Source organism: Psychrobacter sp. M4, from assembly GCF_055699795.1.
Map to the genome: position 1 here is coordinate 237,184 of NZ_CM146740.1, position 22,831 is coordinate 260,014.

Sequence of the window (22,831 nt, forward strand, 5' to 3'; positions counted from 1 at the left end):
CAATAGGCGCTTCTCGTACTTATATTGTTATAAATTTAGTCTAAAAAGGCAAAGTTTTCAATATCCATAGCGGTCATACTCTCGCTTGGTGCCACCATACTTTCGGCATGACCTGAAGTACGTGGCAAGATTTTATCGAAATAAAATTCAGCCGTTTGAACTTTGGCGGTGTAGAATTCTGCTGATTCCACGCCGCCATTTTCTAGTTTTTCATAAGCCACTGCTGCCATACGCGCCCAGTGATAACCCATCATCACGTAGCCTGAATACATTAAGAAGTCTTCAGAGGCTGCTGAGATGATCTCACGGTCTTTACGTGCCATAAGCATTAGGCGTACGGTAAGCGTATTCCACTCAGCACATAGTTTGGTGAGTGCCCAAACGAATTTACGCATGTTCTTATCAAGGGCATACTCGCCGCACCATCTCATGATGCTAGAAGTATAATCACGGATGATTTTGCCTTTGGATTGCAAAATTACCTTACGGCCTAGCAAATCAAGCGCTTGAATACCGGTAGTGCCTTCGTACATAGTAGCAATGCGAGCATCACGAGCGATCAGCTCCATGCCCCACTCTTTGATATAGCCGTGACCACCGTATACTTGCTGACCGTGTTTGGCCGCCTCAATACCAAGCTCGGTTAAAAAACCTTTGAGAATAGGAGTATAAAAGCCTAATTTGTCGTCCCACTTTTCAAACTCAGCATCATCACCTTGAGCGACGCCTTGAGCCATTTTGTCAGCGTAACGAGCAGCATGATAAATCATTGAGCGTCCACCTTCGGCAAAGGCTTTTTGGGTTAAGAGCATCCGGCGTACGTCAGCATGATGAATGATGGCATCGGCTACTTTTTCAGGATCTTTAGTACCTGATAAAGCACGCATAGAGCGGCGGTCTTTGGCATAAGGTAGGGCGTTTTGGAATGACAACTCTGTGTGTGCCAAACCTTCGATACCGGTACCGATACGCGCGGTATTCATAAAGGTAAACATGGCTTTTAGGCCTTTATTAGGCTCGCCAATCAGATAGCCTGTGGCTTCATCAAAATTAAGTACACAAGTGGCAGATGAGCTAATACCCATTTTGTGCTCAATAGAGCCGCAAGTGACGCTGTTACGCTCACCAACTTCATTGGCATCGTTTGGTAGGAATTTGGGAACGATAAACAATGAGATGCCACGCGTACCTTCTGGTGCATTGGGAAGACGCGCTAGCACAATATGCACGATATTCTCAGTTAAATCATGCTCGCCGCTTGAGATAAAGATTTTAGTGCCTGATAATTTGTATGAGCCATCGTCTTGCGGAATAGCTTTAGACTTAACCTGACCCAAGTCAGTACCACACTGAGGTTCAGTCAAACACATGGTGCCTGACCACGAGCCTTCAACCAACTTATGTAAATAAGTCTGTTTTTGCTCATCCGTGCCATACTGCAATAAAGTATTGATACAGCCGGTAGATAGACCCGGATACATGGACCACGGCCAGTTGGCCGTACCGATCATCTCGGACTTAATGAGGTTAAGTGACATAGGTAAGTTCATACCGCCGTATTCTTCAGGGTATGAGATGCCCTGCCAGCCGCCTTCTACGAACTGATCATAGGCTTCTTTGAAGCCTTTTGGAGTAGTTACAACGCCATTTTCAAAATGACAACCCTCAGCATCGGCATCTTGATAGATAGGTGCAAGAACATTTTCGGCAAAATCAGCCATGCCTTGCAAAATCATATCGATGGTTTCAGGATCAGCATTAGCGCCGTTGTCCAAATCTTTGTAATGGGTTTGAAAATCAAATACGTCGTTGATTAAAAACTTAATATCACGTAAAGGCGCTTTGTAGGTTAACATAGTTGGTCTCTTTGATTATCGGTTCGCTCAATTTATATGACTAGTTATATAAAAATGGTAAAACCAGTTATTAATAGATAAAGTAAAAAACAGATCTGGTTATAATATCTATCGTAAAAATGTATTCAACAAATTTAGCAATTATAAAACTGCTCACTTATAAACTTACATTGAGTATAAGTGTTCTTTAGCAACAAATATACTATTCATAATTAAAATTCATATTATAATAGTTCAGTTATTACTTTATATTATAATAGAGAATAGTTTTACTATTCACAAACACTAAAAGTAAAAACTAAATTCGTGCTTTCCTTAAAAATTACTACTCAATATCTTATCGAGGCATATCCTTGTCTAAACCAACAGCTAACTCTATATCTACAGTGACTAGACGAGTCGTTAGTGGTGAGATTGCCCATCTACTGACAGTCAATCGTAGCAAACGTCCTTGGCACCTGCCCATTATCGCCGCTATTGCCATCAGCTTTCCGGTGTTTGTAGGAGCTTATTTTGACGTTTTATCTGACGGTATCAAAGCTTCTTTAGGAGCGATGATTATCTTAAATATACCGCTAGCAGGTTCTCTGCCTTATCGTCTGGTAACAGTGATGACATGGGGTTTTGCTATGTCGCTGTGTTTTGCACTTGGACTTATTGCGCAGCAGGTGCCCATACTGATCATTCCTGTGTTTGCACTGATGGCTTTTGGTATTGTTTTTTTTGGAAGGTACTATCGCCAGCCGCCACCAGCAGGGTTGTTTGTCATGATGGCGGGTGCCATTGCTCTGTTTATTCCTGTGCCTTTCGAGCAAATTATGTTTGCAACGGGTCTGGTAGTGCTGGGTAGTGGTTTTTCGATACTGATGGCATTGTTTTATTCGCTATTTTTAATGATGACGCGTCAGTATACCCCAACGCCTACTTATCACTACGAGCCTGAGACTATTAGTGAAAGCATTATGGTGGCAGGTTTTGTCAGTCTAGCGCTGTTGATAGCCGTAATTTTAGGCGTACCTAACCCTTATTGGGCGGCAGTCAGCTGCTTTATTATTATTCAAGGGATTCATCTGCGCACGATGTGGATTAAGCAGTTTCATCGTCTGTTTGGTACCTTACTGGGTATGGGTTTGGCAGGTTGGATGATTTCTTGGGGGTTAGCAAGATGGGAGGTTGCTATTGCCATACTGATCATGATGCTCTGTATAGAAGCGCTAGTCGATCGCCATTACGGGCTCGCCGTTGTATTTGTTACGCCCTTAACGATATTTATCGCTGAATATGGCAGCAGTTCGCCACTTATGCAACAAGGCTATCAACACATCGTTAATGCGCGCTTGTTTGATACTCTAATTGGCTGCGTGACGGGCTTTGCAGGCGGTTTTATGATGCAGTCCTCACGTTTGCGCGTACCACTGCGGCAAGTAGAGGACTGGCTACTAGTAAAGTTTGGGTAAAATAAAAACAGCCGCTTATAGATCAAGATATTTTCAGCCAGCTACTGTTTTTAGTCCACTACTTAGCCGCCTGCTTTAAGGTGTCACTCGCTTGTAATACATCAATATGCTGTCCTGTCCAGCGCTCAAAACTCAAGGCTGCCTGTCCGATAAGCATACCGTAGCCATCAGTTGTCTGCGCGCCTCTAGCATCAAAGTGTTGTAAAAAAGGCAGCGGGCGTCCATACATCATGTCGTAGGCGTAATGAGCACTTAACTCTGGAGACAAGAGCAGATTATCGCCTGATAAGCCCGTAGACGTTGCATTGATAATCAAGTCAAATTCGCCCGTCAATTCAGCGCTTGCACAAGTCGTTATAGAGTGCTGATTAATCTCATCGCTAGCAAGCGTAAGCTCATTGATAAGTGTTTTAGCTTTGATAAGTGTCCGATTGGCGATAGTCAGCTGCCCGATGCCTGCCTGTATAAGCGGTAAAATCACTCCGCGTGCCGCCCCGCCTGCACCGACAATAGCGACGCGTGCGTCATGCAGTGGCCAGCCCATACTCAACAGATGGTTAACCAAACCTTGTCCATCAGTGTTATCACCATACAGAGCATTGTCCTTTAGGAGTAGGGTATTGACGGCGCCAGCAACCTCTGCATGTTTGGAGAGACTACCATGTGCTTGGCAATAAGCATAAGCTATTTGTTTGAAAGGTACGGTTATATTAGCGCCTATACCCCCGCCATTAAAAAACGCCTCAACCACAGCGACGAAGCTAGCATTGTCATCTGGGCAATATTGACGCTGGTAAATAATATCAAGGTCCGTCTGCGCAGCGAACACACGATGGATATCTGGAGATTTACTATGGTCTATAGGGTTGCCAATGACAATAAAGTGCTGAGTCATAAATAATCCATAAGTCTTATAAGTTAAAGAGAACGAAACATAAAAGATAAAAAACCATCAGAAGATAATCGTCATAGGATATAACAATATTTTTAACAAATTTGTGCTCTCTTGGACGGTTATCCGTAACGTAAAGGCTAGTCAAGCACTAGGCAGTTGGGTACACTGTTGTGTAAGTATAGTGTTAATAGTAGGTCATTGAGTATAAAATAAAGTAAGCCAGTATAGTAAAATTATAATAATTTAACAAAGTAAGCGATGGTTTTATAATTGTTTTATAGCTGGCGCACTTATTGCACAAACTGGCATATATTTATATCTTATTGATAACGCAGACTCTTTATCGACAGTTGCCTCTCTTAGTAGCTTGTTGGTATAACCCCAAAACTCAAATGTAACCTTAAAACCTAAAAAATATGAGTAAAGTGCCCATGTGGAATAATAACCTACAGATTGTTATGATCGGTATAGTGATGGGGGCTGGTGCATCATTAAGTGCATGTAACAGCTCAACCCAAGATAATACTGCTGAAATAGCCACCGAACAAACGACTGCTGAGGATCCTGTACAGACCAGCCCAGCACCGAGTGCAGATATGGACGGGGCAGTCGCCGAGCAAGGGGTCCCCGTCAGCTATGATGTATCATCGTGGAATAGCGACGCTGTCAATTCTGTCAGTATAAACGAGGTTGATCAAATCAAATCAACGTTCGGTAAAGTAATTACGACCGATGAAAATAGCTTAGACTATGCCAGTAACCCTGCAACCAAATATCGTTTTATGGATACTGACGCGCCTTATCTGGATCTGATCGATTCTAAAAAATATCTCGAGCTTGGCTGGTATTATGCCAATCCTACTGACTCGGATGAAGAAAAAAAGTTTAGTCAAGCGCATGCACAAAAATCATATCAACTTGCGCGGCAGCTAATGGGAGATGATGGCGAAAAAGTACTGGCTGAGATGCTAAATGGTCAAGTCATAAAAAATCAAACCGTCGGCGGCCAGAAAATAGAATTAGCAAAATGTGAGTTTTATAGCTGTATGCTGGTGCTAAATAAATCAGGTGAACAGCAAGCAACAGACAGCTAAGCAATGACTGTTAAAGCTCAGAGTCTTCAAGGTCAATGGCAGTGCCTATATCCGCAGGTCGATACGAATTCTGCTACCATAGATAGTGCTTGTATCAGTTTAGACAACCGCGGTTTGGCTTATGGTGATGGTTTTTTTACCACTATGGGCGTTATTGACGGTGCGGTACTATGGCAAGACTATCATGTCAAGCGTCTGATATCTCATGCACAAGCCTTGCAGCTAAATATAGACAATCAAGATCACATTGCAAAACTAATAGTAAGTTTACAGGCACAGGCTGGTGAGCTACAACAAGGGATAATGAAGCTTATAGTGACCCGTGCGACCCAAACAGCGCGCGGTTATGGTTTTGTGCCAAATACCTCAGGCAGTGATTGTGAAGTTTGGTTAAAAGCAACCGCGATGTCTATAGATAGCAGTCAGTATCTTTGTTTAGCAAATACGCCCTCAATTCCTCTACAGCCTAACACACAAGCTGTCTGCTTAACCTCTCAGCTGGCTAGTATGCCGCCGCCTTTAGCAGGACTTAAAAGCCTCAATCGTCTCGATAGTGTTCTTGCAAGTGGTGAGCTTCAGCGTATTAACGCTGCTTCAGCTGCACTAGGTTTTGGTGAAGGATTGCTGCGTGATATGACAGGCCGCTGGGTTGAGGGGACGATGAGTAATGTCTTTTATCAGTTATCTAGCGCTCAGTTGACTGACTCTAGCCATAACACCCGCTATTCTGATCACTATTTGTCTGGTCAGTGGTTTACGCCGCCTATAGTACACTCAGGAGTCGCGGGCGTGATGCGCCAAGTATTGCTTGATAGCTTTGCCAACACTGATTCGCCTGTTATTATGCGTCCATTAAAAGATAAAGATTTGCCTAATCTACAGGCGCTATTTTTTTGCAATGCAGTGCGCGGTGTGATGCCCGTAAGTGAGCTTAGTTTGCTATCGGGTAAGGTTATACATTTTTAATAGTTCTATTTATCTACTACTTAGCAAATAACATTGAAAAGCTTACCGTTCAGTGCTAAATTCTAGCAAACCTTTGCCTCGCGAGTTGCCATGAGCAAGCCTACATCCGAAAAACCTTCTAATCAATCTGATGATACTCAGAATGGCACGCCTGCAAATCAGCAAGAAGGGACTATTGACGACGCTAATGATAAAGGGTCTGCTACAGATACTGATGATAAAGCACCCTTAACCGATATCTCCTTAATCAGTGGCGATACCAAACCGCGGCGCTATAAAAAGGACAACCAATCGTTTTTTATGCAGCGCGGCTATCAGATACTATTAGTGTTGGGTCTCATTGCTGCCTTTTTATTGGTAATGGTTTATCAAACCTTATTTGGACGTATCGATCAGCCTGCACAAAAAGTGACTATCGAGCAGGGTGATACTTACTATGGGCTGCTGCCGCAGTGGCAACGACAAATTCCGCTGTTTTCGACCAGTATTGCTAAGCTTTATATTAAATCACAGATTGACGCACCATTGCATGCTGGAATCTATCAGCTGCCTGAGAATCCAACGATTGCAGAGGTTCTGCAAGTCTTAGAGCAAGGCGCAAAAGTAGCAATGGTAAAAGTACAAATTATCGAGGGTAAAACCGCAAGCGACTTGTATCAAAACTTGCGTGATAATCCTGGTATCAAAAAAGAAGTGCTAACAGCAGATAGCGATAATGCCAGTATCGCCACAGCGCTAGATTTGGATGGGGTATTACCAGATTCAGTAACAAACAGCGATGATGCCATCGTTCGCTATAATTTAGAAGGCTGGTTTGCACCCGATACCTATTATTATGGTGAAGGCGCTACCGACACAAAAGTTCTCACCGATCTGTACAAGCGTCAGCAGCAGGCATTAACCACCGCGTGGGAGAATCGTGCCGAAGGCCTGCCTTACAAAACCCCTTATGAAGCCTTAGTTATGGCCTCTATTATTGAAAAAGAGACTAGCGTTCCTGACGAGCGCCCTTTGGTATCAGCGGTATTTAATAATCGCTTAAATAAAGGCATGCGCTTGCAAACGGATCCCACGATCATTTACGGTATGGGCAACCGCTATGATGGTAATATTCGCCGCCAAGATATCGATGAAAAGACCGCTTACAATACCTATCAGATCGATGGTCTGCCGCCAACGCCCATTGCGCTACCCTCAGCGGCCTCTATCGAAGCCACTCTACATCCGGCTGATAGCGAGGCGCTATACTTTGTCGCGACAGGCAATGGTGGGCACAAATTTACCAATAGCTTGGCGGAGCACAACAAGGCCGTACAAGAATATCTAAGCGTCATGCGTGAGAAAAAAGCGCAAATGCCGCCCGAGTAAATCAATAAGGCATACTTATATGTCAATAGTGTTAGCACCAATGAATATGCAAGCAAATCAGGTCAGTATGACTAAGCCTACAGAGAGTAATAAGCCTGCGACTGTAACTAATCCAGAGTCAAGCTCAGAATTAGCGCAAAAACATGGTAAATTTATTAGCGTTGAGGGTACAGAAGGCGTTGGCAAAACCACCGCTATCAATCAGCTATGCACGCGTCTAGAAACAGCTGGCATACCTTATGTGCGTACGCGCGAGCCGGGCGGTAGTCCCTTTGCTGAGCGTCTGCGTACTATCCTTTTAGATCCAGCAACGGCTATCAGTGATGATACCGAGCTACTACTGCTATTTGCAGCGCGCTGTGATCACTTGCAGCGCGTTATTTTGCCCGCGCTACAAAACGGTTCGTGGGTGATCTGTGATCGTTTTACTGATTCAACCATCGCTTATCAAGGCTTTGGACGAGCACATGGCGACACTAGCGTATTAACAAAAATTGATACGCTTATCGACCAGTTTGTTCCTGTGCTACCGGAGCTGACATTATGGCTAGATCTTCCTGTGCTTGAAGGTATGGCACGCGCAGGCAAACGCAGCGTCGCTGACCGCTTTGAGCAGCAAGCAGCTGCTTTTTTTACCCGAGTCTATGCAGGCTTTGAGACCCTTGCCAGTAAATACCCCCAAAGGATACAGCGTATTGATGCAGCGGGGAGTAGCGATGAGGTTGGCAGACGCATCTGGCAGGTGATTGAGTCAAAGTTTGCTACTTTTAAGACTTAAAATTAGTGAGCTTTACTACAGTAAAAGTCCAGCTCTAAAGCTGGACTGTTATTAAAATAGACTATGTAGCTATCGATGATTATGACAGCTGCTTTGACAGTTATTTATATAACAGTCAATAATACAACAGCTACTTATTATCACTACCATCTTTAGCAGTACTGCTATCTGTATCTTGAGACCCTTCTTCAGTATCATCGGCCGTACTACTGCCACCTGGTAGTCGATTAGGATCTAGTGAACCCTTTTTGTTTTTGGGCGCGCTACCGCTACCTTGAGCGTTGCCTTTTATTCTAGCAACTGTATCGCTATTTGTAGCGCTGGATGTGGTAGGGCTTTCAGTTTTCGCAGCGTTGTCTTGCACGACTGCTGGTATCTCTTTTTGCGTAGCGACTACCTTTTGGTCGGCGTCAATGTCCGTATCGCCTTCTTGATAACTGTTTTCGGTGGCATTGTCATCTACCGCAGTATCTTCAATAGCACTATCTTTATCGCTATCATCTATCAGCTCTTTTTCTTTGCGTTTTTCAGGGGCTTTAGAGCTGGCTTCAAAGTGCGCGTCAGCAACTGCCCGAGCTTGTTCTTGTTTGGCCGTGACATCAACAGGCTTTGGTTGCACTTCATCGTCAATGACTAAGGCTACTAGCTTACGATCGCGCGGTACAGTGCCATCAAATCTGTCAGTGATAACGTGCAATTTGCCTTCTTTATCAAGAGTATATAGAGGTACAAACTGCTTATTATCCGCTTTATACTGCTCATAGCTATAACTGTCAGTAATATTAGTGATTTTAATTTTTGCCTTTTTGGACAACATACTGGCAAGCTTAGTATAAGTCACGTCTTTGCCGAACAACCACTGTGACTGAAAGTTTGACTGCTTATCATCGCGCTCGCTTTTAACCTTTTCATCACTAAATTTGAGGCGAAAAAGTTTTTGTTCGCCGAATTCATGGCGATAATGAATCTCAGATAAGGTATTCATCTCTTTATCCGTACTCATCGCAAATAAATTACCGATGCCGATGAGATCTAAATGGCGATCGGCATGGTCGGAGATGGGGTTACCAAAGTAGGTACGTATCCCGCTCATGCGCGCCCGCGCAATATTAGTATAGTTATTATGAGCGACGATGACATCAAAACCTTGCTCTTTTAAAGAGGTGGCTACTAGTAAAGCAACTGGATTTGAGCCTACTACCAATACGCCATTGGTTTCAGGTTCACGAACGCCCAATAAATTACCAACCATTTTTGCGCCCAAACCCTGCACCATGACCGTACCGATAATGACCATAAATACTAAGGGTACGAGCAGCTCAACGCCTTGTATATCGTACTCTTGCAACCGAATCGCAAACAAGGAGGAGATGGCAGCTGCGACGATACCACGCGGCCCGATCCAGCTGATCATGAGCTTTTCGCTGGTCTTTAGATTGGAGCCAATCGAGGAGGCCCAAACTGATAAGGGACGCGCGACAAACATTACGATGGCAAGCAGTATTAAACCAAAAAAACCTACGCTTACTAGGTTGGCAAGCTCTACGCGCGCAGCAAGAATAATAAATAGCGCTGAGATGAGTAGGATCGTTAGCGATTCGTTAAATTCTAAAATCGTATCGCGTGGGAATTTTGGCCAGTTGGCAAGCGCGACTCCCATTACTGTTACGGTCAACAGCCCAGATTCATGCTCTAAATGATTGGATATTGAAAATAGTACGAGAACAAAGGCGAGGGTAAAGACATTGTGCAAAAACTCAGGAAGCATATGTCTGCGCATCAAAAACGCTAGCACCCAAGCTCCTGCCATCCCAATTACCGTCGCTAGCACGACTATTTTGGCGAATAAGAAGATACTGCTGGCTTCACCGCCAGAGATGATATATTCATAAATCAATACTACCGCAATTGCGCCGATAGGATCGATGATAATACCTTCCCACTTTAAGATGTTGGCAATAGTTTTATTGGGACGCACACTGCGCAGGAGCGGCATGATGACCGTAGGACCAGTCACGCAAACTAGAGCACCAAACAATAAAGCGATCAGAGGATCAACATCAAATAAAAGATAGGTCGATAGCGCCACAATGGCGATAGTAATAAGTACGCCGACCGATACCAGCATCTGCACGACGGTACCATGTTGCTTAATCTCATCGAACTCTAAAGTTAGTGAGCCCTCAAATAAAATAACGGCCACGCCTAATGAGATAAAAGGGAACATCAGCTCGCCCAATACCACATCAGGGTCAAAGATACCCAATACAGGGCCGACTAGAATGCCAATTAATAATAAAAATAGAATGGATGGCTGTTTTAAGTACCAAGCCAACCACTGAGCGGCGATGCCAAGCCCAACCACACCGGATAGCAATAGGGCGGTATCCATAAGTTAATCCTTTTATAAGCTTGCTATACTGCACGTACATTAGAGTTTTTTGCGATCTAACAGTGACTATCTAGTGGTTTTCGCTGATACCTATAGCACTGTATGGCACTGGTATCTATGAAGTAAACTCTAATCTTTGCTATAGTAAATAGTTGTTACCAACACTTTAATGAAGCATCATTCATTGTCACAAAAACATTTATACTCAATTTAATATAGTCGGCAAAAATAGATAGTGACAAAAACCTGTGACACCAAAAGAGCTCAAAGACAAAGAGTCATTTGATACAGCGTATGCGTAACAAACGAGATAATAAATAAATTGAAATAATAGAGGGTTCAAGCTGCCAAAGACTAAAACGAGGAATAATAGCAGTATTTTTCATCAATAACTTCTGTTTATAGTTTAGATTATTTGGCTTGTAATCATACCATGATTTTATTTTACTTGTGTTAAACGCAAGCGGTATCATTTAGTGATAGACAGTATAAGGTAGAATTTATGTCAGTTTTCACACTGCAGTTGATAAGCCTATTACCCGTACATTGAACGGCAGTAGTAAGAGAATAGGGACATAGCTATGCATAGTTTTATCCTGCATAATATAGCCATAAAAAATTCAAATTATCAAATTATAAAGTTTAGACAAGGGTAGTAATATGAAAGCGCAGCCAATAGCTCATAGGATACAACGTGGATTACAACAAGGAGTGCTGGCATCAGCACTGAGTATAGCTATGATGGCAGGGATTAGTGCTACTGCTAGTACTAGTGTGCAAGCGGCAGTCAGCACTACTGATTTCTCCGATCTGGTGCAGCAAGTGACGCCAGGGGTAGCACGGGTTAATGTCACTAAGCAGATCAGTGAGGATGAATTGGTCAAAGCTCAGACGGCTGAATTATTACGTCAGTTTTTTGGTAATCGTTTACGCCTACCTGATCGAGCGGCGACGCCTGCAGTTGAGCATGCTTATGGCACTGCTTTTTTTGTCACGAATGATGGTTATATGTTGACCAATCATCACGTGGTTGCAGGCGCAGATAATATCACCGTCACCCTCAATGACCGCACCGAGCTTGACGCCACTTTAGTGGGTAGTGATGAGCGCTCAGACGTGGCGGTACTAAAAGTATCAGGCAACCAGTTTCCAGCACTACCAATTGGTGATTCTGATACCATAAAGGTCGGCGAGCCTGTCTTGGCTATCGGTTCCCCATTTGGCTTTGATTATTCTGCCTCTGCAGGTATTGTCAGTGCTAAATCGCGCAGCTTTTCGCGTGAGACCAGCGTGCCCTTTATCCAAACGGATGTGGCACTAAACCCTGGTAATTCAGGGGGACCTTTGTTTAATAAGCGCGGCGAGGTAGTTGGTATCAACTCGCGTATCTTTAGCGGTACGGGCGGCTACATGGGCTTATCATTCTCTATTCCCATTGATGCGGCTATGGATATCTACGAGCAGCTCAAAGAAAATGGTGAAGTATCGCGCGCGTATTTAGGCGTTTATCCACAAGATATTGATCGTAACCTAGCAGAGGTTTATAAGCTAGCACGGCCACAAGGCGCGCTGTTGATTCGGGTATCCCCAGATTCACCAGCACAAAAAGCAGGACTTGAGTCAGGCGATATTATCTTAAAGTATAATGATAGAAATATTATGCGCGCCTCCGACCTGCTTAATCTTATCAATCGTGCTCGTCCTGATGATAGGTTTATAGCCCAAGTACAGCGTGATGGAAAGCAGCTGCGCGTGTCCGGTCAGCTTGGTCAAGCACCAAGTGATGTGCAAGCAGAAGGACGCGATAAACAGGACAACGAGGTACGTGTAGGTTTGCGATTACGCAACTTGACTCCAGATGAGCAAGCGGGTCTGGCTACAGAGGGCAAGACTGGTATACTGGTCACCGCTGTAGATCCAACGGGGCTGGCAGCACGCTCCGGTATCATGGCAGGCGATATCATTACGAATTTGCATCAAAAACCTATCAGCGATGTGACAGATTTTTCTAGTGCCATCTCAGCGCTACCTAATAAAGGCGTGATAACTATAGAGCTATTACGCCAAGGCATACCAGCAATTATCGGTTTACGTATTGAATAAGAACAAAGTCAGACGATAGCTGATAAGACTTGTTTATTGTAGGTAACGCTCTTTATAATAGCTGATTTTTGTAGTGTCCGCTGCTGATGGTATAACGATGAGTAGGGCATCTATTTATACACCTTAACTATTTTTGTATAACGGGTAAGCTAAACTGCACAGAGCTGATACGTATTGGCGCTAGTTTGGGCCTAAACTAACTTGAGACTTTACCCGTGTCCGTTCATATCCATATTAGGTATTCATGATTGACCACCCTATTTATACGCTAGGTATCATTATCGCGACAATGCTAGTGGCGTACGTAATATTGTGGTCAGGACTGCAAACCTTTAATGCCAATCCTAGCAAGCGTTTTATGCGTATTTGGCCAAAACTGGCATTGTATTATGCCGCCTACACCATGCCGATATGGGCCCTACTGCTCATCGCGGGCTGGGCTACAAATGTAACGCCTATGCTAGGACAGTCATCATTACTATGGATACTGTTATGTATAGCAGTGATGGGGCTATACTTTTATACCGTTATTGTACAACCAAGCCGCTTACGACTGCGCTGTCAAACTATAGATCTCGGTTTAACGACACCATTGACTGTAGCCGTACTAGCAGATTTACGTATAGGGCTGTACAGCGGTAAGCCGCGCCATATTCGCAAGCTAATTGCTACGATTAACGAGCTGACGGTGGATGCGGTATTAATTACTGGTGACTGGCTTTATTACCCGAGCGCTGATTTGGTTGGACAGCTAATGCTATTTAAGGGCGCGAATAAACCTATTTATACAGTGATGAGCATCTCAGATTTACGCTATCAGTCTATGAATACTACCAAACAAGGCCAGCCACTGCTAGAAGATACGCTAGCTTGCGCGTTTGATGTACTCGACATTGCTTGTATCGGTCAAAAGTGCTTGCCGCTACCGCCCAAAAGTACAGGTAATGTTCATACTTGTGCAATAAAGGACAGGCAAGATATATCTTTGAGTACCAAAACGACCAAACGCATAGATCCTGTACAGCAAACGGCCATGCTCTGTGGTTGGCAAGATGTACCAAAGCATTATCTTAAAAACACGCTTAAGAATATAGAATCACAAGAGTACCAAAAGCAGGTACCAGCAGCTCCTCAAGCAGATAGTTGTACAAACAGTCATGAGAACAACCATCTTAAAAAACACAGCCATGAGACTAATGCTGGCATTGCAGTGTTGGCTGATAAAACAGCGCTGCGCACTAAAATTAAGCAAGCCACACTACCAGTTATTATTTTAGCTGCACGCTTTGATAATGTTGCTGATTTACCAAAAGCGCTACAGCCAAGACCACTTTTGATCGCAGGCGCTGCAAAATCTGCTGAATTTAAAGGTAAACTAACAGGTAACGAGCGTGGCTTGTATCAACATGGTAGCGCACAAGTATTTGTGAGTAGTGGTATTGGTACTCGGGGTTTGCCCTTTCGCCTGCATTGTCCCACTATTGATGTATTAACCATTCGTTAATGGTAGTTATTAACAAATAGCGGTTAACAGCTAGGTTATTGCCATCTGGTATGCCCATACTCACTACAAGGAAGGCAATTAAAGCTGATTGTTATTAAATAAAGCCCATTAAAAGTCAATTGTTAGTGAGTCAGTAAATTAAAATATGCTACACTAGCGGGCATTTATAACAGTAGCTAATGCACTATTCAATTAGATCTTTTAATTTGACAGATTATCTATTCTAATAAGATATGAGCCAATAGCATTAATATTAATATAAAGCGAGGCGTAGTCCTTGCAGGTGACCTATTATGCGTAAGCTTTACTCAAAGCTGGCGCGATACAGTAAGGTAGAGTTATGAGCACAGCATACAATGACATTAAGACCCAATTACAAGGCTCTATGGTAGCTTTGGTAACGCCTATGCATCCTGATGGTAAGGTCGATTATAAACGTCTGGCAGATCTCATAGACTGGCAAATTGAGCAAGGCACGCATTGTTTGGTGGCTGTAGGTACTACTGGCGAATCTGCCACTTTATCTATGCAAGAACACAGTGATGTCATTCGCTATTTTGTGCAACATGTGAAAAACCGTGTACCTGTAATTGCAGGTACGGGCGCTAATAATACGCTTGAAGCCATCAAGCTGACACAAGAAGCCAAGGATGCAGGTGCGGACTGTGCTTTATTGGTCGCTCCTTACTATAATAAGCCCCCGCAAGAAGGCTTGTATCAACATTATAAAGCTGTCGCTGCAGCAGTTGATATGCCGCAAATGCTCTACAATGTACCTGGTCGCACGGTGGTCGATATCGCTCAAGAGACGGTCGAGCGTCTGGCTGACATCGATAATATTGTGGCTATTAAAGATGCCACTGGCTCTGTTGCTCGCGGCGAGCAACTGATTAAAGCCGTTGGCGACAGAATTGTGGTTGTATCAGGTGAAGATGGCACAGCGCTTGAGCTGATGAGAGTAGGTGCTAAAGGTAATATCTCTGTAACGGCTAATGTCGCTCCCAAGGCTATGAGTAATACTTTCGCTGCAGCTTTACGCGGCGACTTTGAGACAGCAAACCAAGCACACGATGTCATCAAGCATCTGCATCGTGACCTGTTTATTGAGTCAAGCCCTATTCCAGCAAAATACGCGTTACATAAGATGGGTATGATAGACAATGGTATTCGTTTGCCGCTTGTATGGCTAGCTCCAGAGCATCATGCGACCATCGATGAGGCCTTAGTACGGGCAAACTTATTATAAATTTTCGATTCCAAATCAATAGTAACTATAGTACTAGCTAGCAACAGTGCTGCGCCTATAGTGGTATTGATATAAATGTCGATTACTACTTTAAGAGATAACATGATGAAGACGTCGTCAATTAACCCAAAGCTACTTACTGCGATATTTAGTTTATTTTTAGGAAGTACAGTGGCATTGAGCGGTTGTCAATCTGCTAAAAACCTACTGGGTCAGCGAGACAATGGCAGTTTGGAGTATCAACAAAGCCAAAAGCTTGCACCTATAGAGCTACCCGTCGCTCAAGAAACAGCGCCCTTTGTCCCTTTATACCAAACGCCGGATTTGGGTGCAAACACGCTTGAATTGCAAAACGAGGCAGGTAAACAGTATCGACTGCCAAAACCTGAGCGCGCGGTTCCTGTGACTGCTGTGCCCGTTGAATAAAGATCAATACCTTACTGAAACGCCAACCAGACAACGCTAATTTTTGAATAGAGCTAGCGTTGTAAAATATAAGCTTGAATGAAGGACAAGCCACCATGCAAAAGCAACAACTGCTTTATAAGGGCAAAGCTAAATCTGTGTATGAAACAGACGATAATGATTTTTTGATCTTACACTTTCGTGATGATACCTCAGCCTTCAATGGTGAACGTGTTGAACAGTTGGCACGTAAAGGCGAGATAAACAATCGTTTTAATGCCTTTATTATGCAAAAGCTTACGGATGCTGGTATCGAGACTCATTTTGAAAAACAACTGTCAACGGATGAAGTGCTGGTAAAGCGTCTTGAGATGATTCCGGTTGAGTGTGTGGTGCGTAACTTTGCTGCTGGTAGTTTGGTGCGCCGCTTGGGCCTAGAGGAAGGGCAAGCACTGACGCCGCCAACTTATGAGCTGTTTCATAAAGATGATGCGCTTGGCGATCCTATGGTCAACGAGTCATTGTCCATCTCTCTTGATTGGGCTACCAAAGAGCAGCTGAGCCAAATGCAAGAGCTGACTTATCAAGTCAATGATGTACTTAGTGAGATCTTTGACGCTGGCGATTTAATGCTAGTAGACTTCAAGTTAGAGTTTGGCGTTTTTCACGACCGCATTGTGTTGGGTGATGAGTTCTCACCAGATGGCTGCCGTATTTGGGATAAAAAAACTAAGAAAAAACTAGATAAAGACCGTTTCCGCCAATCCTTAGGAGATGTGGTTGAAGGGTATGAAGAGGTGGCTAAGCGTATTGGCGTGCCTTTAGATTAGGTATTTTTTTATCTTTATAAAAGTAGTTACAATAACTGAGCCATGTGCTCAGTTTTTTGTGGAATAAAGTATTAAAACTTAAGTAAATGCTAGCTTTAAGCAAGCTTAAAATCCTGTAAAATTATATGACTAATATAAAGTTTAGTAGCCGCGCCCATAATATTTAGTAGCAACAAGGTTTGATAAATGCCAACCGCTAAAGCTTCTGTGTCTAAAGTAACGATTTTAGCCTCTTCTTGGTTTACGCGTCCAACGTGCGTGGTCGCGGCTGACTTGGTTGGCAAAATACTGTGTCGCCAACTGATAGATAGTGATGGTAACGTCAAGACTTTGCGACTGCGCATATCAGAAACCGAGGCTTATATTGGTGACGAAGATGGATCGGTACAAGCACATGTAGGGACACGCACCAAACGCGGTGATATTATGTATGAGCAAGGGGGGATTTTTTATATCTACTTGACCTACGGCGTCCATCATATGCTAAATCTGGTGAGCGGCAAAGCCCAGTCTCCTGAGTCTGTGCTGATACGGGCAGGATTCTTAATAGATAATAGCGACCATTCAGATGCAGACTCAAGTACTGATAACTCAGGTAATAATAAAAAATTAACGCCTGTGCAGCAGCTCAAACAATTTGCAGGTCCAGGCAAATTAACCAAACATTTGCAGATTGACCGTACGCTGTCTGGTTTGGCAATCGATCCTGAATCAAACCTATGGATTGAAGATGATGAATGCACGCCGCCAGTATCCTTACGTCCTCGTATCGGTATTGACTATGCAGGGGAGGCCAAAGACTGGTTACTACGCTATGTATGGACCGATCATCCCTCATTATCAAAAAAATAGTAAAAAAGTTCGTAGCATTGAGGTTAGAAAGGCAATAATAAAGTAGATTTTGTTTTTCGCCCTAATATGAAATTATTGGCTATACTTAGTTTATCTATTACCATCAAACGTATGCTTATGAGGGTTATAAATGTATAAATTAACGGTTTTTATTCCCGAAGACGCTTTAGAACCGGTCAAGTTGGCTCTGTTTGCTGCTGGAGCAGGGACCATCGGCAATTATGAACAGTGCTGCTGGCAAGTTGAGGGTAGAGGACAATTTATGCCCATATCAGGTAGTACACCGCATATCGGCCGCCAAGATGAGCTAGAAACAGTCGCAGAGTGGCGTGTTGAGATGGTCGTTCGTGAGGCTGTTATTCAAACAGTCATCGCTGCACTCAAAGACGCTCACCCTTATGAGACCCCAGCTTATGATGTTATCAAAGTGCTTGATATTTGAAGCTTGGTAAATACTATAGTCAAGTCAATATAAAAAAAGTCAGACGAAACCAAGGGCTGGCTTGTCTGACTACAGACACCAAAATTTTAACGGTGTCAAAAACTTAACTTAAAGTCTTATGTTATTTAGTTGTACCTTATTGTTTTGGTCAAAAGTATCAGTCTTTTTCAATTTTAATAATGTCCAGATCTGGGTAGCCAAGTACTACCTCAAAATCCTGTGAACCGCGTTTAGCTTCAATCTCAAATACTCCGTGATTATCTTCTTCTTCTAGCTCAATTTTCTCTACTTGATAGTCCATATCGTTTATTTTGCCGATAGCTCGCTTCCTAACAGTAGGATAACGAGCTTCTTGTTTAATGCTATCCTCAATATTTTTATGTTTTCTATTCTTCCATACGTTCGACCACTGCTTCTTATCTGTGCTAATCAGTTCTAATTCAGGATAGCTATAAGTGAGAACGTAAGGCTGATGGTCTTTTTTGGCATAAACATCAATTTGATTGTTGCCGTCAGCTTGCACGTCCATCACATAATAGCCATCACGGCGCAGATCCTGACGCAGCTGGCTAGTCATCTCTCCAAAACTCTCTTGTTGGTAGATGTTTTGTTCACTATGATTCGAAGCTATAACGCTGACACTAGGCACTGTACCCAATACCAGAAGAACTAGACTGGGCAAAATTAGACGTCTTGTTAAGCGCTTAAGCATAGGCATAGTATTTTCCCTACAAAGTTTACAATGATTCAGCACAACATCTCACTAATCATAGCAATAACTAGCTATCAACCTTTTGTTATAACCCATCTGGTTATCGCTTTGATCAAACAAATTTAATCATTAACGTCGCTATTGTTTTATGAACTTGATTAATTCAAATAGCGAAATAATTTATTACATTTGTATAGTAAGCTGCAAAGCTTGATGATAGATGTCATGTGCGTTAGTAAGTTGTAAATAATGCAACAGCTAGCGCAAGAACATAGAAACTCTTGTGCATGCAGAACCTTTAGTGAAATAGATCGAAGTACAGCTATAAAGGCATTGTTAGAGACAGAATAAAAAGAGCTTTTATTCGTTAGGTGCGACTCTACGGTTTTTGTGCAGAATAATGAGTGAGCGGCTGTTATAGAGGATAATAATATATTCTCAAAAGTGCATGTAAGCATATGCTTACACATAATGACGCTTGAGCGACTTATCAGCAGCTCATCAATTTGGCATTATACACACACGGCATAAGGGAATGTGACTCAAGGATTGAGTAGACCGAATTAAGGATGTTAATTCATCTGCTAGCGTCAGGATGATAACAGTAGGTGAGATAGAAACGCATGTTTTATGCTGCTGGTAGATACTATTAAAATAGTTGTTATCAGAAAAGTAATAAACGATGAGCAGGATGCTCAGCTTTTACAGTATATATAGTATTTTGCATGGATGCATTGATACTCACGGTAAAAGATAACAGGAATGGTTAACAATAAAACCGCATAACATTGATTGTTATGCGGTTTTATCGTGTTTACAAACGGTATAGTATACCGTACAAAAGTTACTGTGATTAAAAGCTTCTATTAGCCTAGAAAAAGACCGTATAAACTAGGTAGTTTATACGGTCTTAACATTTATAAGCTAAGCAATGTGAAAAGCTGTTTATCAGATAATACTAGTAATTATTATCACGACGCCAATCATCAACCTCACGCTCGGCATCTTCTCTACTACGACCGTAGCGATCTTGGACGCGGCCTACTAGTCTATCTCGGTCACCATTGACATGATCCATATCGTCATCAGTCATCTCAGACCATTTTTGTTTCACTGAGTTTTTCATGTCGTTCCATTGACCTTTTAGAGTATTGTTGTCCATTGTTCTATTCCTTTTATTAATTATAAATTTATAGTTAAGATCATTGTCTTTGATCTAATATTCTAGCTACCAGTGGCGATCAAAACTCATAAGCCAGCTGGTAATATCTAATCTATAAAATCCAGATTATTTTGTCTGTATAAGCATTGTCCAAAGTGTTACTTCTTCATAAATAAAGCCACAATTTTATTAAGGCTTTGTAATTTATGTTATTGATAATCAAAGCAATTAATATAATGTAAACTAGATTTTGTAGTTAGTAACTACACATGAGATGCTAATGAAGCACCGATAATCATCTACATATACAATATCTATTATTAAATTACTGGGTCAATAAAAAAGTTCGACATTACGTTTGCCTATAAGCTAAAGTAATCTTTAACAAAGCCGTTTTGTTATAAAAAAAGTGACAATCAAAACAGGTTTATATCATAGGTACGACAAAGGATATGGCAAGGAACATCAAGCTACCAGAGGGATTGACTATGACTACTGAACAAACTCATTTTAGAACCTGCAATTTGTGTGAAGCGATGTGTGGCATCGTTATCCAGCATGATGGCAAAAAGGTTCTATCGATCAAAGGCGACAAAGATGACCCATTCTCCAAAGGTTACATTTGCCCCAAAGCAACGGCCTTGCAAGACTTGCATGAAGACCCTGATCGTCTGCGTCACCCTATTGAGCGTACGGCTACTGGCTGGAGAGAAATCAGCTGGTCTGAGGCTTTAGACAAGGTAGCTGCTGGTATTAAATCTATACAAAAAAATTATGGTCAAAACGCGCTCGGTATCTATCTAGGTAATCCAAATGTGCATAATTTAGGCGGTATGCTGACTATTAAGCATCTACTCACCAGCGTAAAAACCCGCAGTCGCTTCTCAGCCACCTCAATCGATCAGCTGCCGCATCATATTGTGAGTATGCATCTATTTGGGCATATGCTGCGTATTCCGGTACCTGATGTCAATCGAACTCAGCATATGCTTATCATAGGTGGTAACCCGCTAGCCTCGAATGGCAGTATTATGACCGCCCCAAATATGCGCCAAAAACTAAAGGACATTAAAGCTCGCGGCGGCAAAGTGGTGGTCATTGACCCAAGGCGTACCGAAACCGCAGATATGGCTAGCGAACATCACTTTATTCGCCCAGCAACTGACGTTTTATTATTGCTCGCCATGCTCAATGAAATTGATGCGCAAGGCTATGCGGATAAAGCGTTTTCTAGTAACACAGCTGCCGCTTTAGCGCCAGAGGTTGAACGATTAGCTGATTTTGCCAAAGACTATCCTGCCGAGAAGGTTGCAGATATTACCGGTATCGCTGCAAATGAGATTAAACGCTTAGCAAAAGAGTTTTGTGAAGCTAAAAGCTCGGTTTGTTACGGGCGCATGGGCGTTTCGGTGCAAGAGTTTGGTTTGTTAAGTCAGTACCTGATCATGGTGATTAACCTTGTCACTGGCCGCTTAGATGAAGTAGGCGGTCTTATGTTCCCTAACCCTGCCGTCGATGTGGTTAATAATTCAGGTCCCGGCTATCTAGGTAAACGTCACAGCCGCGTCAGCAACTTGCCCGATTTTAATGGTGATTATCCTGTCGTTGCTATGAGCGACGAGATGCTAGTAGAAGGCGAGGGGCAACTAAAGGGTTTTATTTGTGTCGCTGGCAATCCGGTGCTGAGTACACCGAATGGCGAAAAACTAGATGAGGCGTTCTCAAAGCTCGACTTTATGGTTGCCTTTGATTATTACGTCAATGAGACCAGTCGTCATGCCCATATCATACTGCCGCCCGTCTCGCCGCTGGAGCGTGATCACTATGACCTAACCTTTAATGGTTTTGCGGTGCACAATGTGGCCAAATACTCACCAGCTTTATTTGCCAAGCACAAAGAAGCCAAACACGATTGGCAAATCTACTTAGAGCTGGCTGATCGTTTAGACAAAAAAGTACCTGTTGCCACCAGAGTTGAGCGCCAATTAATCAAAAGATTAGGGCCGAAATTTATGCTTGATCAAGGTCTAAAACGCGGGCCTTATTATGGTATGACTCTCAACAAGCTAAAAAAACATCCGCATGGCGTAGATCTAGGACCTTTGAAAAAAATGCTACCACAAGCTATAAAGCATCAAGATAAGCAAATCCATCTCAATATGGATTTCTATCAAGCTGATTTAGAACGCGTACAACAGATGATGGCGCAGTATAATGATAAGCAGATTTTACTGATAGGCCGTCGCCATGTGCGCAGTAATAATTCGTGGCTACATAACAGCTATCGCTTGGTGAAAGGCAAGCCGCGCTGCACTCTAATGCTGCATCCGGACACAGCTAAAGAGTACGGCATTGAGGATGGTCAAAAGGTAGCAGTCACCTCACGTGTCGGTAGCGTAACTATCATCGCCGAAGTCACTGATGAGTTGATGCCAAGGATAGTGAGTATTCCCCATGGTTGGGGCCATGGCCGCAGAGGCGTTAAGCAAAAAATCGCCCAAGCGCATGCTGGTGTCAGTGTTAACGATCTTACCGACGATACTTTGATAGATCAGCTGTGTGGCAACGCGGCGGTAAACGGCGTACCTGTGCAACTGATAGCGCTCAAATCAGAAAGTGGAGATACCGATATCGATGTTGTAGCTGAGTCTGAACCTAAAGCTTTATCTGACAATATAATGGGCTAAGCGTTTCTGGAAAAACTAAGCGTTCTAAGTTATTAAAATTAAAAAGGCACTCTATATGAGCGCCTTTTTCATACCTAATGAC

At 42.9% G+C, this 22,831-nt stretch carries 18 protein-coding genes; 13 read left to right on the forward strand and 5 right to left on the reverse strand.

Going from position 1 to position 22,831, the window contains the following annotated elements; all coding sequences use genetic code 11:
• Positions 1 to 35: 35 nt before the first annotated feature.
• Entirely contained in the window at positions 36 to 1,856 is a 1,821-nt protein-coding gene (locus ACR63N_RS01000) for an acyl-CoA dehydrogenase C-terminal domain-containing protein (protein WP_367104994.1), read from the reverse strand.
• A gap of 353 nt (positions 1,857 to 2,209) precedes the next feature.
• On the opposite strand from ACR63N_RS01000, the gene ACR63N_RS01005 reads away from it, so the two are divergent.
• Positions 2,210 to 3,313: an FUSC family protein gene (locus tag ACR63N_RS01005; RefSeq protein ID WP_367104995.1), complete on the forward strand. Its 1,104-nt coding sequence runs from the start codon at positions 2,210 to 2,212 to the stop codon at positions 3,311 to 3,313.
• Between the two features lie 58 nt (positions 3,314 to 3,371).
• On the opposite strand, the gene aroE is transcribed toward ACR63N_RS01005, so the two are convergent.
• Positions 3,372 to 4,208 carry a shikimate dehydrogenase gene (gene aroE, locus ACR63N_RS01010; protein WP_472782337.1) on the reverse strand — a complete coding sequence of 279 codons (837 nt, stop codon included), beginning with the start codon at positions 4,206 to 4,208 and terminating at the stop codon, positions 3,372 to 3,374.
• Positions 4,209 to 4,639: 431 nt separating this feature from the next.
• Between aroE and ACR63N_RS01015 the strand changes: the two genes are divergently transcribed.
• The 4 genes from ACR63N_RS01015 (at position 4,640) to tmk (ending at position 8,414) form a co-directional block, all read left to right on the forward strand.
• Positions 4,640 to 5,302: a hypothetical protein gene (locus tag ACR63N_RS01015; RefSeq protein WP_367107395.1), complete on the forward strand. Its 663-nt coding sequence runs from the start codon at positions 4,640 to 4,642 to the stop codon at positions 5,300 to 5,302.
• Positions 5,303 to 5,305: 3 nt separating this feature from the next.
• A complete protein-coding gene (locus ACR63N_RS01020; RefSeq protein WP_472782338.1) occupies positions 5,306 to 6,268 on the forward strand; it encodes an aminotransferase class IV in 963 nt (320 codons plus the stop codon).
• Between the two features lie 90 nt (positions 6,269 to 6,358).
• Positions 6,359 to 7,636, forward strand: coding sequence for an endolytic transglycosylase MltG (gene mltG, locus ACR63N_RS01025; protein WP_367104999.1), 1,278 nt, complete (start codon positions 6,359 to 6,361; stop codon positions 7,634 to 7,636).
• Between the two features lie 19 nt (positions 7,637 to 7,655).
• Positions 7,656 to 8,414, forward strand: coding sequence for a dTMP kinase (tmk, locus tag ACR63N_RS01030; protein ID WP_367105000.1), 759 nt, complete (start codon positions 7,656 to 7,658; stop codon positions 8,412 to 8,414).
• A 130-nt stretch (positions 8,415 to 8,544) separates the two neighbouring features.
• Here the strand turns inward: tmk and ACR63N_RS01035 are convergent, their stop codons facing one another.
• On the reverse strand, positions 8,545 to 10,806 hold the full coding sequence (locus ACR63N_RS01035) for a cation:proton antiporter (protein WP_367105001.1): 2,262 nt from the start codon (positions 10,804 to 10,806) through the stop codon (positions 8,545 to 8,547).
• A gap of 738 nt (positions 10,807 to 11,544) precedes the next feature.
• Between ACR63N_RS01035 and ACR63N_RS01040 the strand changes: the two genes are divergently transcribed.
• The 7 genes from ACR63N_RS01040 (at position 11,545) to ACR63N_RS01070 (ending at position 18,188) form a co-directional block, all read left to right on the forward strand.
• Positions 11,545 to 12,909, forward strand: a complete 1,365-nt coding sequence (locus ACR63N_RS01040; protein WP_367109994.1) for a Do family serine endopeptidase — start codon at positions 11,545 to 11,547, stop codon at positions 12,907 to 12,909.
• A 244-nt stretch (positions 12,910 to 13,153) separates the two neighbouring features.
• Positions 13,154 to 14,413 carry a hypothetical protein gene (locus tag ACR63N_RS01045; RefSeq protein WP_367107394.1) on the forward strand — a complete coding sequence of 420 codons (1,260 nt, stop codon included), beginning with the start codon at positions 13,154 to 13,156 and terminating at the stop codon, positions 14,411 to 14,413.
• A gap of 340 nt (positions 14,414 to 14,753) precedes the next feature.
• Positions 14,754 to 15,659: a 4-hydroxy-tetrahydrodipicolinate synthase gene (gene dapA, locus ACR63N_RS01050; protein ID WP_367105003.1), complete on the forward strand. Its 906-nt coding sequence runs from the start codon at positions 14,754 to 14,756 to the stop codon at positions 15,657 to 15,659.
• 102 nt (positions 15,660 to 15,761) lie between these two features.
• Entirely contained in the window at positions 15,762 to 16,085 is a 324-nt protein-coding gene (locus ACR63N_RS01055) for a hypothetical protein (protein ID WP_367105004.1), read from the forward strand.
• A 95-nt stretch (positions 16,086 to 16,180) separates the two neighbouring features.
• Complete coding sequence (gene purC, locus ACR63N_RS01060; protein ID WP_367107393.1) at positions 16,181 to 16,894, forward strand: phosphoribosylaminoimidazolesuccinocarboxamide synthase; 714 nt, start codon at positions 16,181 to 16,183, stop codon at positions 16,892 to 16,894.
• Between the two features lie 186 nt (positions 16,895 to 17,080).
• Positions 17,081 to 17,746, forward strand: coding sequence for a DNA-3-methyladenine glycosylase (locus ACR63N_RS01065; protein WP_367107392.1), 666 nt, complete (start codon positions 17,081 to 17,083; stop codon positions 17,744 to 17,746).
• 130 nt (positions 17,747 to 17,876) lie between these two features.
• Positions 17,877 to 18,188 carry a YqfO family protein gene (locus ACR63N_RS01070; RefSeq protein WP_367105007.1) on the forward strand — a complete coding sequence of 104 codons (312 nt, stop codon included), beginning with the start codon at positions 17,877 to 17,879 and terminating at the stop codon, positions 18,186 to 18,188.
• A gap of 157 nt (positions 18,189 to 18,345) precedes the next feature.
• On the opposite strand, the gene ACR63N_RS01075 is transcribed toward ACR63N_RS01070, so the two are convergent.
• Both ACR63N_RS01075 and ACR63N_RS01080 read right to left on the reverse strand, forming a co-directional pair.
• A complete protein-coding gene (locus ACR63N_RS01075; protein ID WP_367107391.1) occupies positions 18,346 to 18,906 on the reverse strand; it encodes a hypothetical protein in 561 nt (186 codons plus the stop codon).
• Positions 18,907 to 19,858: 952 nt separating this feature from the next.
• Entirely contained in the window at positions 19,859 to 20,062 is a 204-nt protein-coding gene (locus ACR63N_RS01080; RefSeq protein WP_367105009.1) for a CsbD family protein, read from the reverse strand.
• Between the two features lie 488 nt (positions 20,063 to 20,550).
• Here ACR63N_RS01080 and ACR63N_RS01085 point away from each other — a divergent pair, with 488 nt between their 5' ends.
• Positions 20,551 to 22,749 (forward strand): molybdopterin oxidoreductase family protein, encoded by a 2,199-nt coding sequence (locus tag ACR63N_RS01085; protein WP_472782339.1) that lies wholly within the window; start codon positions 20,551 to 20,553, stop codon positions 22,747 to 22,749.
• Positions 22,750 to 22,831 lie beyond the last annotated feature (82 nt).

Excerpts from the sequence above, each read along its gene's own strand:
- ACR63N_RS01000 (WP_367104994.1), bottom strand. The coding sequence starts at position 1,856 with ATGTTAACCTACAAAGCGCCTTTACGTGATATTAAGTTTTTAATCAAC.
- aroE (WP_472782337.1), bottom strand. The coding sequence starts at position 4,208 with ATGACTCAGCACTTTATTGTCATTGGCAACCCTATAGACCATAGTAAA.
- ACR63N_RS01015 (WP_367107395.1), top strand. The coding sequence starts at position 4,640 with ATGTGGAATAATAACCTACAGATTGTTATGATCGGTATAGTGATGGGG.
- ACR63N_RS01020 (WP_472782338.1), top strand. The coding sequence starts at position 5,306 with ATGACTGTTAAAGCTCAGAGTCTTCAAGGTCAATGGCAGTGCCTATAT.
- mltG (WP_367104999.1), top strand. The coding sequence starts at position 6,359 with ATGAGCAAGCCTACATCCGAAAAACCTTCTAATCAATCTGATGATACT.
- tmk (WP_367105000.1), top strand. The coding sequence starts at position 7,656 with ATGTCAATAGTGTTAGCACCAATGAATATGCAAGCAAATCAGGTCAGT.
- ACR63N_RS01035 (WP_367105001.1), bottom strand. The coding sequence starts at position 10,806 with ATGGATACCGCCCTATTGCTATCCGGTGTGGTTGGGCTTGGCATCGCC.
- ACR63N_RS01040 (WP_367109994.1), top strand. The coding sequence starts at position 11,545 with ATGATGGCAGGGATTAGTGCTACTGCTAGTACTAGTGTGCAAGCGGCA.
- ACR63N_RS01045 (WP_367107394.1), top strand. The coding sequence starts at position 13,154 with ATGATTGACCACCCTATTTATACGCTAGGTATCATTATCGCGACAATG.
- dapA (WP_367105003.1), top strand. The coding sequence starts at position 14,754 with ATGAGCACAGCATACAATGACATTAAGACCCAATTACAAGGCTCTATG.
- ACR63N_RS01055 (WP_367105004.1), top strand. The coding sequence starts at position 15,762 with ATGATGAAGACGTCGTCAATTAACCCAAAGCTACTTACTGCGATATTT.
- purC (WP_367107393.1), top strand. The coding sequence starts at position 16,181 with ATGCAAAAGCAACAACTGCTTTATAAGGGCAAAGCTAAATCTGTGTAT.
- ACR63N_RS01065 (WP_367107392.1), top strand. The coding sequence starts at position 17,081 with ATGCCAACCGCTAAAGCTTCTGTGTCTAAAGTAACGATTTTAGCCTCT.
- ACR63N_RS01070 (WP_367105007.1), top strand. The coding sequence starts at position 17,877 with ATGTATAAATTAACGGTTTTTATTCCCGAAGACGCTTTAGAACCGGTC.
- ACR63N_RS01075 (WP_367107391.1), bottom strand. The coding sequence starts at position 18,906 with ATGCCTATGCTTAAGCGCTTAACAAGACGTCTAATTTTGCCCAGTCTA.
- ACR63N_RS01080 (WP_367105009.1), bottom strand. The coding sequence starts at position 20,062 with ATGGACAACAATACTCTAAAAGGTCAATGGAACGACATGAAAAACTCA.
- ACR63N_RS01085 (WP_472782339.1), top strand. The coding sequence starts at position 20,551 with ATGACTACTGAACAAACTCATTTTAGAACCTGCAATTTGTGTGAAGCG.